This window comes from Sphingomonas sp. YR710 (genome assembly GCF_900101455.1).
Lineage (GTDB): Bacteria > Pseudomonadota > Alphaproteobacteria > Sphingomonadales > Sphingomonadaceae > Rhizorhabdus.
In genome coordinates this window covers 18,788-32,310 of record NZ_FMZJ01000025.1, presented here as the reverse complement: position 1 = coordinate 32,310, position 13,523 = coordinate 18,788, and the positions used below count along the sequence as shown (strand labels likewise).

Genomic DNA, 13,523 nt, shown 5'->3' with positions numbered 1-13,523 from the left:
GATCGCAGCGCCTTCCATGAAGCGTCGTCGAAGGACGCTTGGCAGAAGACCGTGAAGTTCCTGAACACCCACGTTCAGGCAAGCTGATCGAGACTAAGCGGCAGAGAAATCCGCTCGCCTATTTGTAATTTGTAACCCGTATTTTTCGCAACTCACATTCAAGCCGACTTGGACGTATTGAGGAGGTTCCCATGCAGTATAAATCAATTTCCGCCGACGGGCATATCAACGAGCCGCCCGAGCTCTGGATCAAGAATCTTCCGGCGAAGTTCAAAGATCGCGGCCCGCGTATCATCGAGACCCCCAAGACCAAGGGGCATGCCTGGATCATGGAAGGGCAGAGCCGTCCTTCGCCGATGGGCTTCAGTTCGATGTATTCGCGCGGCGCCAAGCGCTTCGATCGCGGATCGCTGATCGACAGCTTCAAGCAGATCCGCGATCGCGGCGTCCGCTATGAGGATCTGTTTCCCGGCTCCTATGATCCCGCCGAGCGCGTCAAGGAGATCATCGAAGACGAAACCGATGCCGAGGTGATCTACAACGGCGTGCAGACCGTGTGGAACGGCATCAAGCTGTGCCCCGACAAGGAACTCAGCCTGGCCTGCTACAAGGTCTATAACGACTGGATGGTCGAGTTCCAGGAGCATGATCCACAGCGCTTCATCTGCAACGCGACCTTGCCGACGACCGGGCTCAAGGACTGCATGGACGAACTGCGCCGCGTGGTTGATATGGGCCTGCGCACCGCGCAGCTCGAATCCTATCCGAGCGGCTCTTTCAGCGATCCGACGCCGGAGGACGACCAGTTCTGGGCGATGTGCGTCGAGATGGACATCCCGATCAACATCCACACCCAGTTCTTCTTCCCCAGCGGCGATCTCGGCTCCAAGGTCAGCGTCGAAGGCGTGGCGGACCAGAAGAAGCGCGCCGACAAGCGCGGAATCGACGTGGCGGCGGGCACCTTCCCGGTCATCCTGTCCAAGCTGATCAGCTCGGGCGTGTTCGAACGCTTCCCCGATCTCAAGATCATCGGTTCGGAAGTCCACACCGGCTGGGTGCCGTATTTCCTTGAAAAGTTCGACGAGTCCGTGCTGCGCAATCGCCGCGAATGGACGCTGCCGTTGCTGCCGAGCGAATATTTCCGCCGCAACGTGTGGGTCGTCTATATCGTCGACGAGATGGGTGCGGAAAACCGCTACGCGATCGGTGTCGACAAGATCATGTGGGGCCCCGATTTCCCGCATTCGTCGAGCAATTTCCCGCTCGATTATCAGCTGGGCCTCGAGGTTCTGCAGCGCACCGGCGCGACGCAGAGCGAGATCGAACGGATCATGTGGAAGACGTGCGCGGACATCTACAAGCTCCCCTACGATCAGCCTGCCGGCCTGAGCCTCGCCGCCTGAACAACTGAGGAGGAGGGGCTATACCCTCCTCCTCAAATCAGTCTCAATTGTGCTGCGGGTCGCTGAAAGATGCGCCGCTGGCCGCCTGAGGGCGGATCGTCTTCGATCACACACCAAAAACGGCCCCGGATGGGGGCCATATAGTTGGTAAAAGGTATCTAAAATGGTGGACCAAGGTTCATATACTCTTATCTCGGCGGACTCGCATATCCTTGAGCCGCGGGATCTTTTCGAGAAGCATCTTCCTGCGCACCTGCAGGATCGGGCGCCGAAATTGCGCGATTGGGAAGGCGGCAGCGCCTGGTTCGTCGGTGACCTCGATCCGGTGCCATTGCCACCATCGGCGAAGACGGGTTCGGGCTATCGCCTGAGCAACATGGCCGATACCGGGCCGATCGCTTATAGCGACGTGTTGCCGGCGCTGATCGATCCTGCGGAGCGGATCAAGGCCCAGGCCGCCGATAGCGTCGATGCCGAAATATTGTATCCGACGCCGACTTTGTGGGATGCGATCAAGCTGCTCGACGATGCCGAGCTTCAGCTCGCTTGCGTACGCGCCTATAACGACTGGATCTCGGGTTTCTGCGCTTTCGCGCCCGATCGGCTGATCGGCCTGGGCAAGGTTCCGACGACCTCGATCGAGGATGCATGCGCCGAAGTGCGGCGTTGTGCCACGGAATTGAAGCTGCGTGGCTTCGTGCTCGATTCGTTTCCGAGCGGCGCCAAGATCGGCGGCAATCCCGCGGACGAACCGTTCTGGGAAGCTGTCAACGAGACCGGCCTGCCGGTGAGCTTGCACATTGCGGTTGGCCCCACGGCCAACACCATGCCGGAAAGCGCACCCGCGCCGGGCATGCGCCCGCAGATGGCCGATGCGGTACTGCCGATGGTCGCGTCCGGGATTTTCGATCGCTATCCGAACGTCAGCGTGGTGCTGGCGCATGGCGACGCCGGCTGGGCGATGCACTGGCTCGAATTCACCGACATGTATTTCCTCCGCCATCGCCACCTCAACACTTATGCCCTCAAGAATGAGGATGCGTTGCCGAGCGAATATATCCGCAGCCGTGTGTGGTTCACCTTCCATCACGATGCGACGGCGGTCCGGAACCGCCACAATATCGGTCCTGCCCATCTGATCTGGGCGAGCCACTTCCCGTATGACGATTCGAACTGGCCCGATAACCGCCAGCAGGCGAAGCGCATTACGGCGGAAGCGCCCGCCGACGTGCAGAAGGGGCTGCTGGCGGAGAATGTTGCGCGGCTGTACCGGTTGCCGGGTTACGAGGCCGGCTTCGACGAAAAGGCCGTCAAGGAGTTCGTGCCGCTGGTCCATTACTAAGAACCGGCGATTGTTTCGCATTGGGTGACTGAGCGATGCGTGTGATCGATATCGATCCGGATCTTCTTCGTGGCTATGCTGAGGCGTCGGTTCATGCCGGCGCCGAAGCATGGATCCATATGGAAGCCGAATTCGCTGGCAACGTCGACGGGCTGATGGAGACTTTGGTCCAGCCCGGCCCCTATGCCTATACGATCGTGCCCCAGGTCTTCCCCGATGGCAGCGTGAAGTCTCCGGTCATTTCGACCTTTGACGAGATTCGCGAATGCTACAAATTCGTCCGCGGACGCAGCGATCTGCTGAGCGTGGAGCCGTTGGTGGAGATCAAGGGCGGCTGGTACGATTTTCAGGAAAATATCAGCCGCGGCTGTCGCAAGGGCGGCGACACGATCAACGATAATCCGACGCTCGGCCTCTTTCCGGTCTCAACCCGCAAGGGCATCACCGGCGAACTCGTCTGGGTAAAGACGCCGCGTGCGAAGCTGGGTACCGGGCCGGATCCGGCCGAGCCGCCATTGGAAGGCGTCGCGGGGCGCCGGCAATTGCTGGCGCTGCACAACCAGTTCCTCGACGGGCTGCGCGCCAATGACGTCGAAGCGATGCTTGCAACGATGAACGATGGGGTGCAGGCCAACATCCGCGATTATGTGGGGGATACGGGTACGCTCGTCGGGCTTGAGAGCAAGCATGACTATAGCGCCTACCTTAAGGCGTTTTTCGGCACCTACGAAATCCTCGGCGTAGAGTATCTCCATCGCGTGATGGAGGATTGGTATCTGTTCGCCGAAGTGCGTATCAGCATGCGGAAGCGTGGTGGAGACGGTTCGGAGATCGGGTTTAACACGGCTGATTTTTTTGTTCCGGCAAAGGACAACCGTTTCATTGTTCAGACCGGGCACGGCACGGATCTGCCGTGATTTTGCTGCGAAGTGAGGCGTTTGCCTGCTTCGTCCGGCCAGAATGGATTGCAGGAGAGACGAATGCGCGAGCGCGCCGGGCGGGTTGAGGGTAAGGTTGCAATTGTCACGGGTGCCGGTTCGGTGCCAGGGCCTGGCGTTGGAACGGGAAAGGCGATCTCGATCGCGCTGGCCCGTGAAGGCGCCAAGCTGGTGCTGGTCGATCTTCATCCCGACAGAGCCGAAGATACCAAGAAGGCGATCGAGGACGAAGGCGGCGAGGCGATCGTCGTTCAGGCCGATTGCACCAAGTGGCGCGATTGTTCGGAAATGGTGCTGAAGGCGCTCGACCATTTCGGCCGGATCGACATTCTCGTCAACAATCTCGGCCTCGCTTCGGGCGGTACGGTCACCGAGATGTATGAGCGCGACTGGGATCGGGTATTCGACATCAATTTGCGCACGGTCTTCCTGGCCTGCAAATATACGATTCCGGTGATGCTCGCGCAGAATTCGGGCGCGGTCATCAACCTGTCGTCGATTTCCGCGCAGCGCCCCGGGCGCACGATCGCTTACTCGGCCTCGAAGGCCGGGGTCGAGGCGATGACCTTCGATATGGCATATGCCTATGGACGTAAGGGCGTGCGCGTGAACTGCGTGCTGCCGGGCAACATCAATACGCCGATCGCGATGAACGTGCTGCAATCCTTCCCGGGCCATGCGCAGATGCAGAAGTTCCGCGAACGCGGCGGCATGCTGGGTATTCCCGGTGACGCCTGGGATATCGCGCACGCCGTCGTCTATCTTGCCAGCGAGGAAGCCCGTTTCGTCACGGGTATCACCTTGCCCGTCGATTCGGGTATGCTGCGGACGACGGGGATGTCGATGCTCGCCGAGATCCGGACGATCCTGGAAGAAGAAGCCGCAGAAAAGGAAGCCTGAATTCCATGGCTGGTGAAGAAGCAGAAACGATAACCGGCGGCAGGCTGGTCACGCGTGAGCTCGCGGAATGGATTGCGGGCCTGCGTTATGAAGATCTTCCCCCAGAGGTTACGGCCGAAGCGGGGCGCGCGCTTGTCGACTATCTGGGCGAATGCCTGTTCGTCGGTGGAACCAAGCCGCTCGGCCAGCAGATCGCACAGTTTTGCGCGGTCAACGGCGGGGGGCAGCCCGAGGCGACGATCATCGCGCTGGGCAAGAAGACGCTGGTTTCGCGCGCGGCGCTGGCCAATGGCACGATGGCGCTGGGCTTCGAATATGCCGATTATGGTGCCGGCAGCCGGCCCTATCCGTTCGCGGTGACCGGGCCGCTCTGCCTGGCCGAGTTCCGCAAGCTTTCGGGCAAGCAACTCGCCCTCGCGATCGTCGTCGGCTATGAGGTGATGTGGCGGACGTTCCGCGGCATGCACCCCAAGGGGATGACCGGTTTCTATACCCCGGCGGTTTATGGAACGCTCGGATCGGGTGCCGCTTGCGCCAGCCTGCTTGGCCTGAATGCCGAGCGGACCCAGGCGGCGCTCGGCTTTGCCACGGCATTCACCGGCGGGACGTTTCAGGGACATGAGGAAGGCGCCTGGCAGCGCTGCCTCAACGGAGGCATGGCTGGCGAGCGCGGCGTGACTGCCGCGATGCTCGCGGAAAGCGGCTATCAGGCCACGAAAATGGGGCTCGAGGGCATTCAGGGCTTTGCCTGCATGTTCGGCGACAAGACGATCCGTGCCGACGACATGTTCGAGGGGCTTGGCGAATCGTTCGTGATCATGAACCGGTGGGTCAAGGCCTATCCGATGAACACGACGCTCCACGCGCCGACCGAGGCGCTGCTCAAGGTGATGAAGGCGAACAATCTTCATCACAGCGAGATCGCGGAAATTTCCGCCGCCTGGCAGAAGGTCGAGCCTTTCCTCGCGAAGCACAAGGTCACGACGGTGGTGTCGGCGCAGGCAAGCCTGCCGTTCGCGCTTGCGATGGCGGCCGTGCGCGGCAAGGTGACGATCGACGAGTTCACCGACGAGACCGTTGCCGATCCCGATATCCAGGGCCTGATCCCGAAGGTGACGGTGACGCAGGATCTCGATCTTTATCGGCGCGTCAAGAATTCGATGCCCGGTCGTGTGACCGTGCGGACCAAGGACGGGCGCGAATTTACCGATGAGGTGCTTTATCCCCGGGGCAATCCGGGAAATCCGTTGAGCGAAGCGGAATTCAAGCACAAGTTCATGGAAATGGCTGAGCGAGTTTTGGGCGAGAAGCAGGGTGAAGAGCTCTATTCGCGGGCCATTGCACTGACGGATATTGCGGATGTTTCCGAACTGGCTCCGCTGTTCGCCCGAAAATAGGATTTATGAGGAGTTTGTCCGATGGGCATGACGGCGATTGAAAAAATTCTGGCGCGGCATTCCAAGCAGGAGGTCGTAAAGCCCGGTGATGTGGTGATGGTCGATGTCGATACCGCGGTATCGTTCGACTACGGTAAATTGAACATCCTCAAGATCCATGATCCCGACATGTTGGTGCTGCTGCACGACCATGTCGTGCCGTCGCCGACCTTGTCGGCCGCAAACGGCGCGCGGGACATGCGCGAATTCGTCAAGCGGTTCGGCGTGAAGAACTATTTCCCGGTCGGGCGCCACGGTATCTCGCACGTGCTCGTGGCCGAGGAAGGGCTGGCACTGCCGGGCACCATTCTCGTCAACGGCGATTCGCACACCTGCTCGTCGGGTGCGATGAACTGCCTCGCGCGCGGCATGGGCCCTTCGGAGATGACCTACATCATCTGCAAGGGAAAGACCTGGTACATCGTCGGCAAGACCACGAAGATCGAACTCGAAGGCACATTGCCGCAGGGCGTATATCCGCGCGACGTGATCCATTATCTGGCGGGCCAATATGGCGATTTCGCCGGCCGCAATCTGGAATGGTATGGCAGCGGCCTCGAATCGATCGGCATGGACGGCCGCCTGACGATGGCGACTATTTCCGCCGAGCTGTCGGTCGAATTCTCGCTTTTCCCGTACGACTCGGTGCTGAAAACCTATCTCGAGGGCCGCGCCAAGAAGCCGTTCGAACCGTCCTTCCCAGATGACGACGCCGAATATGAGCAGGTGATCAAGATCAACCTGTCCGAACTGGAACCGCAGGTCGTGCTGCCGAACAAGGTGGCCTGGAATGCCAAGCCGGTCAGCGAAGTTGTGGGCAAGCGCGTCGATCAGGCCTTCATCGGATCCTGCGCCAATGGCCGGCTCAGCGATTTTGCGGTGGCCGCGGCGATCGTGAAGGGCAAGAAGGTGGCCGATGGCACGCGCTTCATCATCACCCCCGGCAGCCAGTCCGTGTTCAAGGAAGCGGTTCGCGCCGGCTATGTCGAAACGCTGATGGAAGCCGGAGCAGTCGTCACCAATTCGACCTGCGGCGCCTGTTACGGTGGCCATATGGGGCTGCTCGCCGATGGTGAAGTGTGCATCACCGCCTCGACCCGCAACTTCAAGGGGCGGATGGGCAGCGCCGAGGCAGAGATTTACATGGGCTCGCCGGCAACGGTGGCCGCTTCGGCGATCGCGGGGTTCATTACCGACCCGCGCGGCCTTTGACAGGTTCAGGAGTTGAGATGAGCAAGAAAGTTACAGGCAAGGTGTGGAAGTTCGGAAGCGACATCAACACCGATCTCGTTATTCCGAACTTCGCGATCTACATGAAGCGCGAGGAACAGCCGCAACATTGCTTCGTGGCGAATCGGCCGGGCTGGGTCGATGAGGTCAAGCCGGGCGACATCCTGATTGCGGGCACGAATTTCGGTGTCGGTTCGGGACGTCCGATCGGCGACGTTTTCGTCCAGCTGGGTGTGGCCGCGGTGGTCGCCGAAAGCTTCAACGGGCTCGGTCTGCGCAATTGCGTCAATGCCGGCCTGGCTTCGTTGCCGTGCACCGGCATTCTGGACGCTTTCGACGAAGGCGATATCGCCGAAGTCGATTGGGGCACCGGCGAAGTGCGGAACCTGACCAAGGGCACCGCGCTCAAGGGCCAGGCGCTTCCACAGGAAATTCAGACAATCGTCGAAAACGGCGGTGTCGAAGTGGTTTTGAGAAAAGAAGGCTTTCTGGCCTGATGGCCGATCGACCGGAAGAGAGAGGCAGGCGATGACCAAATCCGTTACAGAGACGCTGGCAGAATGGGTCGTCGCCACCAAATATGAAAATGTGCCGGAAATCGGCGTCGCACGGGTGCGCGAGCGGTTTATCGACTCGATCGGCGTTGCGTTCGCGGGCATGTCGGTTTCGACCGGACAGATCATGACCCGCTGGGTGCGTGAGCAGGGCGCACGCGGCGATTGCACGGTGCTGGGCGCGGGTTTCACCACCAGTGCTTCATATGCCACTCTGGCCAATGCCGCGGCAGGACATGCGCTCGAATATGACGACATCGCGGTCGGCAGTGGACATTATGCCAATCCGATGACCGCCGCCACGCTGGCGCTCGGCGAAAAGCTGGGATGTTCGGGGCGGGACGTGATCCTGGGCTGGATGGTCGGCTATGAAATCATTGCCCAGACATCGAAGGTTACCGCCGATCCGCGCGGCAATACGTTGCTCAACCGCGGATGGTTCAACCAGGGTTTTCTTCCGGCGATCGGCGTCGCTGCGGCGGCGGCGCGGATGATGCGGCTGGACGTTCCACAGACCCGCATGGCGATGGGTCACGCCGCTTCGACGATGGCGGGCATGCTCAAGAATCGCGGCAGCGATACCAAGGGTTTTGTCGCCGGCAATGCGGCTATGCACGGGGTCATGGCAGCCGAACTGGTTGCGCTGGGCTTTACCGCCAATGACGAGATCATGGACGGCGATATCGGCGTCGCTCGCCTGCTCAGCTTTGAAACCGGCGAAGCAAATGCCATGCTCGATGGCCTGGGAAGCTGGGCGATGGCGAAACTGGGGTCGACGCTCCGCCTCCATGCCTGCTGCGGCGCAAGCCACTGGGCGCAGGACGCGCTGCAAAAGATCGTCCGCGACCGTCCGACCCGGCACGACGAGATCACGAAAATCGATGTGGAGATCCCGGCGTTCCTGATGCCGATGATGCCCTATCGGTCGCCCGAGACTGGGCTGGAAGGCAAATATAGCCTGGAATATGATCTGGCGACGATCGCCCTCGACGGCAAGGCGGGGCTGCATCAGTATAGCGACGCAGCCGTGCAGCGGCCCGAGGCCCGCGAACTGATGAAGAAGGTGGTGGTTCATCCCCACAACGAAGCCGGTATTGCCAGCCGCGTGGTGCTGACGCTGAACAGCGGCGAGACGATCGCGGAAACGGTCAATCGCGCGCACGGCAATCCTGCCGATCCGCTGACCCGCGAGGAAGTTCTGGGCAAGTTTCACGAATGCACCGATGCGCTCGTCCCCTTGGCGCAGCGCGAACGGGTGATTGCGTTTTGCGACCGGCTGGAACAGGTTGAAGATATTCGCGAGCTGGGCAAGGCCTTGCGCATCGCCGAACCCGCTAGTTGACCGTCGTCGGCTCCCGAAGCGCTCTGATCGGCGCGCGATCGGCCCGCCGACCCCGTCGAGACAGGAGTGAACGAGAATGACGTATGATCTGCTGATCAAGGGTGGCACCATCATTGATGGCACCGGGACGCAGCGCTACAAAGGCAATGTCGCGATCAAGGACGGCCGCATCGCCGCAGTTGGCGATGTCGACGGCGAGGCGACCCAGGTAATCGATGCCGCCGGCCTGATCGTGGCCCCCGGCTTCATCGACTGCCATACCCATTATGATGCGCAGATGTTCTGGGATCCGACGATCGACCCGGCGACCTGGCACGGCATCACCACGATCGTGGTCGGCAATTGCGGCTTCACGCTCGCCCCGGTCCGGCCGGATGACAAGCCATATGCTCTCGGGTTGTTCAGCGCGACCGAGGAAGTGCCGATGGACGTGCTCGAGCAGAATACGTCGATCGATTGGGAGACATTCCCCGAATATCTCGACAAGCTCGAAAAGGTCGAGTGCGGGGTGAACGTCCTCACCCAATTCGGCCATGCCGCCGTCCGCCGCTATGTCATGGGTGAGGATTCGCTCAAGCGCGAGGCGACCACGGCCGAGATCGGTGAAATGGTGCGGCTGGCCGAAGAGGCGATGAAGGCCGGTGCATGGGGCGTGAGCACCAGCTTCTCACCGCACCACATTGACGGTTCGGGTGGGCATGTCCCGTCCTTTTTCGCCGCTGACGACGAGACGGAGGCGCTCGCGGTTGCTGTCGGCCGTATGGGGCGGCGGAGCTTCGCGCTCAATCCGCGCAGCAAGCGCGAAGGCATCTCGCCCGAAGATAAGGCATTGATGTCGCGCCTCGCCAAGGCATCGGGCATCACCATTTCGTGGAACGATTTCGGCGCGGGTGCTGCCGATTGGCTCGGGACGCTCGAGTTCATGGAGGAGGAAATCCGCCAGGGACGCGACGTGCGTGTGGTCGCGCGCTGCCAGCCCGCCGAAACCCGCTACAATCTCAGCCAGATTTCGCCGCTATATTCGGGCCAGGCAGCATGGCGCGAGTTTTGCGGTCTGCCACGCGAACAGCAGATGGCCGCGATGGCGGATCCGGCATGGCGTGCCCGGCTCGCGGAATATTGGAAGGGCGTGCGCTTCCTTGCCGCGGCTTCGGTGGAGAAGGTCGACAACCCCAAGCTCAAGCCGCTGGTCGGCCGCTATCTGATCGATATCGCCGAGGAGCGCGGTGTCGATCCGATCGATCTGATGTTCGACATCGCGCTCGACGATGGCCTGGACACAATCTTCCTGCTGCGCGGGCGTTTCAAGGCGGATGAATCCGATGCGGAACGGATTCTGCGCAGCCCGTCCACGCTCATCGGTGTGTCGGATGGCGGTGCCCATCTGCAGACCTTTGCCGGCGCGGATTTCCCCACCTATTTCCTGCAGCATTGGGTGCGCGAGAAGGGCACCTTCACGCTGGAGGAAGGCGTCGCGGCGCTGACGTCCGAAGTCGCGGACTTCATGGGCATCAAGGATCGCGGCACCCTGGCGCCCGGCCTTGCGGCGGACGTAGTCATCTTCGATGCGGACAAGGTTCAGCCGGAGTTGCTCGAAACGAAGCCGTTCCCTGGTGGAACGGCCATGCGCCTGGTCAAGCGCGCACGCGCCGTGCCTTATGTTATCGTGAACGGCACGCCGATCATCGAAAAGGGCGAGCGCACCAGCGCGGTGCCGGGTTTGCTGTTGCGGGCTTGATAGCCGGGATCACCGGAGCGGGGCGCCGGGGGGGGCGCCGCTTCGGTGATCCGCACAGCATGCCGGGCACAGATGATCGGAGGCGAGGGTGGCTGAGTTCGAAGTTCGGCACGTGCTCGATGTAAAGGCGACGCTCGGCGAGGCGCCTGCCTGGTCGATCGAGCAAGGGGCGCTCTTCTGGGTCGATATCGAGAAACAGACGATCAACCGCTTTGATCCGGCCCGGGGAACGAACCGGGTCTGGCCCATTGGCGCCATACCGGGCTGCTTCGCCTTTCGTAAAGGCGGTGCCGTGATTGCTACGAACCGCGGCTATTATGATTTCGATTTCGCTACCGGTGCACTCGCGCGGATTTGCGATGCGCCATTTGATCCCGATGTTTTCAGGTTTAACGACGGCAAGGTTGATCGCCAGGGCCGCTTCTGGGTCGGCTCGATCCCGTTCGCCTTCAAGATTGACGGGCCGGGTGAAGGGACGTTCTATTGCTATGAGGCCGGCCGGGTCAGGCCTGGTATCGAGGGTATAAAAGTCCCGAATGGCACGGCTTTCAGTCCGGATGGAACGACGATGTACCGGGCGGAATCGATGGATCGGTACATCCTCGCTTATGATTATGATCCTGCCTCGGGGACGCCATCCAATCCCCGGGTGTTCGCGACGATGCCCGATGGGTTCGGCATTCCCGATGGTGCGACCGTCGATTCGGAAGGCTGTCTGTGGACGGCCGTGCCGTTCGGCATCACGGGCAAGGTTGCCCGGTTCACCCCCGATGGCGCGCTCGACCTTCAGTTCGACGTTCCGGTCCTGGTTCCCACCATGGTGACGTTCGGCGGCCCGAACATGTCGACGCTATATATCACGTCGGGCCGCATAGAGGCGTCGTTGAATCGCCCGGTGTCGCCACTGGGCGGAGACATCTTCGCTGTGGAAACGCGTTTTCGCGGGATTCCCGAAGCTTTGCTGGCATGAAATCGCCGCCGAATTGGCGCGGGAGCCGTTTGGGCGGATGGAATTTATCCGCCAATGATGGCCATTTGTCAGGCGCGCGAGCAACATCCGTGACATGCGTCGCTTAACGAGCGGCCCGTAGCGACAACAGGCAGAATTGCCTGCCTTGGCGGATGCGAGGAACGCTGGGCGCCGTAACACGGGCCGTGGTTGGAAGGGGAGTTGAAAGACTGTGGAATCGGAGCATGCACAAGGCGATAAGAGAGCGGGAATCGCGGAATGGCGCAGCGCGCCCTTGCTGCCTTTCGCCGGAACCATCGGCCATGCGGCGGCGGTTTTCCACATCAACGGGTTCGCACCGTTCATCGTGGTCGTTGCGGCCGACTTTGGTTGGTCTCGCTCCATAACGACGCTCGGCCTGACGGTGGTGTTGCTGGTGCAGGCGCTTGGCGCCGTTCCGCTCGGAATGCTGGTCGACAAGTTCGGATCGCGCAGGATCGGGCTGATCGGGATGTTGAGCGCACCGTTGGGCTTTGCCATGATCGCAACAGCGTCGGGCGGCACGGCCAACTGGATCTTGCTCTGGCTACTCATGGGCGTGATGGCGTTGCCGGTACAGTCGACGGTCTGGACGAGCGCGATCTCCGGTCATTTTCGATCATCGCGGGGACTGGCGCTTGGCGTTTCGATGTGCGGCGCATCGTTGGCGGGCGCGCTGTTTCCATGGTTGGGTGCAGAGCTTATCGTGCGGTTCGGCTGGCACCGGGCGATGGCCTATGAGTCCCTGATCTGGATCGCGGTCGCCTATCCGTTCATATTCCTGTTCTTCCGGAGCAAGCGTGATCATCAGACTCACGAGGCCGCGCGTGCGCAGGCCGTCGGTGAGCCCGGGATGACGCTGAAGCAAGGGTTGCGCTCTTCAGTCTATCTTCGCCTCCTGTTCATCGGCGCGCTATACACGCTCGTGCTTCCGCCGATGACGATGCATTTTATCGCGATCGAAATAGGCGGGGGCATGGCGCCGGTTCAGGCCGCTAAGATCGCGGCGCTCATTGGACTGTCATCGATTGCGGGCCGGCTCGGCACAGGATTCGTGATCGACCGTATGAATGCAGCCCGGGTCGGCGCTTTCGTCTTTTTGCTTCCGGCACTTGGCTGCGCGATCCTGCTGGTACAGGGCGTCAATCCCGCGAGTTGCCGTCTGGCGGCGGTGCTGTTCGGGTTGGCGATGGGCGCCGAACTCGACATTTTCGGCTATCTGACGACGCGCTATTTCGGCCTGCGCAATTTCGGCTCGCTATTTGGCGGCGTGCTTTTGGCGTTGTCGTTCGGCGCTGGGATAGGGCCTGCCATTGCATCGCGCATTTTCGACACGACCGGCGATTATACCGCTTTCATGTGGCTTACGATCGGGTGCGTGCTCGTCTGCAGCTTGTGCTTTGTCGCGATGCCGCGGCCAGGGCTGTTGAAGGAGGCCCAGATCTGACCCTTCCGGATCGGCCCGCATCGGCGCGTTGACGAACTTTGGGCACCGTGCGTAGATGGGCGATCGCGATTTGGCGGCTGTAGCTTGACGCGGCAACGGCGCCAGCGTGCGGTCAGGCAACGGCGCGGATATCACCGACAAGGAGGCAGGGCTTGGAGCAGGACGAAGGAGCACTCACGCTTGGTCCGGATTTGCATGGCCGGAT

11 protein-coding genes are annotated in these 13,523 nt (G+C 61.3%); all 11 read left to right on the top strand.

All coding sequences use genetic code 11. From position 1 onward, the window contains the following. Positions 1-191: 191 nt before the first annotated feature. The 11 genes from BLS13_RS19580 to BLS13_RS19530 all read left to right on the top strand — a co-directional run bounded on the left by BLS13_RS19580 (position 192) and on the right by BLS13_RS19530 (position 13,318). Positions 192-1,403 (top strand): amidohydrolase family protein, encoded by a 1,212-nt coding sequence (locus BLS13_RS19580; RefSeq protein WP_093454659.1) that lies wholly within the window; start codon positions 192-194, stop codon positions 1,401-1,403. A gap of 274 nt (positions 1,404-1,677) precedes the next feature. Continuing rightward, entirely contained in the window at positions 1,678-2,745 is a 1,068-nt protein-coding gene (locus BLS13_RS19575) for an amidohydrolase family protein (RefSeq protein WP_176943701.1), read from the top strand. Between the two features lie 35 nt (positions 2,746-2,780). Further along, positions 2,781-3,662, top strand: coding sequence for a nuclear transport factor 2 family protein (locus BLS13_RS19570; protein ID WP_093454656.1), 882 nt, complete (start codon positions 2,781-2,783; stop codon positions 3,660-3,662). Between the two features lie 63 nt (positions 3,663-3,725). Continuing rightward, positions 3,726-4,583 carry an SDR family NAD(P)-dependent oxidoreductase gene (locus BLS13_RS19565; protein WP_093454655.1) on the top strand — a complete coding sequence of 286 codons (858 nt, stop codon included), beginning with the start codon at positions 3,726-3,728 and terminating at the stop codon, positions 4,581-4,583. A 5-nt stretch (positions 4,584-4,588) separates the two neighbouring features. Continuing rightward, positions 4,589-5,980 carry an MmgE/PrpD family protein gene (locus BLS13_RS19560; RefSeq protein ID WP_093454653.1) on the top strand — a complete coding sequence of 464 codons (1,392 nt, stop codon included), beginning with the start codon at positions 4,589-4,591 and terminating at the stop codon, positions 5,978-5,980. Between the two features lie 27 nt (positions 5,981-6,007). Further along, positions 6,008-7,231 (top strand): 3-isopropylmalate dehydratase large subunit, encoded by a 1,224-nt coding sequence (locus BLS13_RS19555; protein WP_218123331.1) that lies wholly within the window; start codon positions 6,008-6,010, stop codon positions 7,229-7,231. A gap of 17 nt (positions 7,232-7,248) precedes the next feature. Then, positions 7,249-7,746 (top strand): LeuD/DmdB family oxidoreductase small subunit, encoded by a 498-nt coding sequence (locus tag BLS13_RS19550; protein WP_093454650.1) that lies wholly within the window; start codon positions 7,249-7,251, stop codon positions 7,744-7,746. 31 nt (positions 7,747-7,777) lie between these two features. Further along, on the top strand, positions 7,778-9,145 hold the full coding sequence (locus BLS13_RS19545; protein ID WP_093454649.1) for an MmgE/PrpD family protein: 1,368 nt from the start codon (positions 7,778-7,780) through the stop codon (positions 9,143-9,145). Positions 9,146-9,221: 76 nt separating this feature from the next. After that, complete coding sequence (locus tag BLS13_RS19540) at positions 9,222-10,883, top strand: N-acyl-D-amino-acid deacylase family protein (RefSeq protein WP_093454647.1); 1,662 nt, start codon at positions 9,222-9,224, stop codon at positions 10,881-10,883. A gap of 88 nt (positions 10,884-10,971) precedes the next feature. Then, complete coding sequence (locus tag BLS13_RS19535) at positions 10,972-11,853, top strand: SMP-30/gluconolactonase/LRE family protein (protein WP_093454646.1); 882 nt, start codon at positions 10,972-10,974, stop codon at positions 11,851-11,853. A gap of 274 nt (positions 11,854-12,127) precedes the next feature. After that, complete coding sequence (locus tag BLS13_RS19530) at positions 12,128-13,318, top strand: MFS transporter (RefSeq protein ID WP_176943700.1); 1,191 nt, start codon at positions 12,128-12,130, stop codon at positions 13,316-13,318. Positions 13,319-13,523 lie beyond the last annotated feature (205 nt).

Excerpts from the sequence above, each read along its gene's own strand:
- BLS13_RS19540 (WP_093454647.1), top strand. The coding sequence starts at position 9,222 with ATGACGTATGATCTGCTGATCAAGGGTGGCACCATCATTGATGGCACC.
- BLS13_RS19550 (WP_093454650.1), top strand. The coding sequence starts at position 7,249 with ATGAGCAAGAAAGTTACAGGCAAGGTGTGGAAGTTCGGAAGCGACATC.
- BLS13_RS19545 (WP_093454649.1), top strand. The coding sequence starts at position 7,778 with ATGACCAAATCCGTTACAGAGACGCTGGCAGAATGGGTCGTCGCCACC.
- BLS13_RS19570 (WP_093454656.1), top strand. The coding sequence starts at position 2,781 with ATGCGTGTGATCGATATCGATCCGGATCTTCTTCGTGGCTATGCTGAG.
- BLS13_RS19580 (WP_093454659.1), top strand. The coding sequence starts at position 192 with ATGCAGTATAAATCAATTTCCGCCGACGGGCATATCAACGAGCCGCCC.
- BLS13_RS19560 (WP_093454653.1), top strand. The coding sequence starts at position 4,589 with ATGGCTGGTGAAGAAGCAGAAACGATAACCGGCGGCAGGCTGGTCACG.
- BLS13_RS19565 (WP_093454655.1), top strand. The coding sequence starts at position 3,726 with ATGCGCGAGCGCGCCGGGCGGGTTGAGGGTAAGGTTGCAATTGTCACG.
- BLS13_RS19555 (WP_218123331.1), top strand. The coding sequence starts at position 6,008 with ATGACGGCGATTGAAAAAATTCTGGCGCGGCATTCCAAGCAGGAGGTC.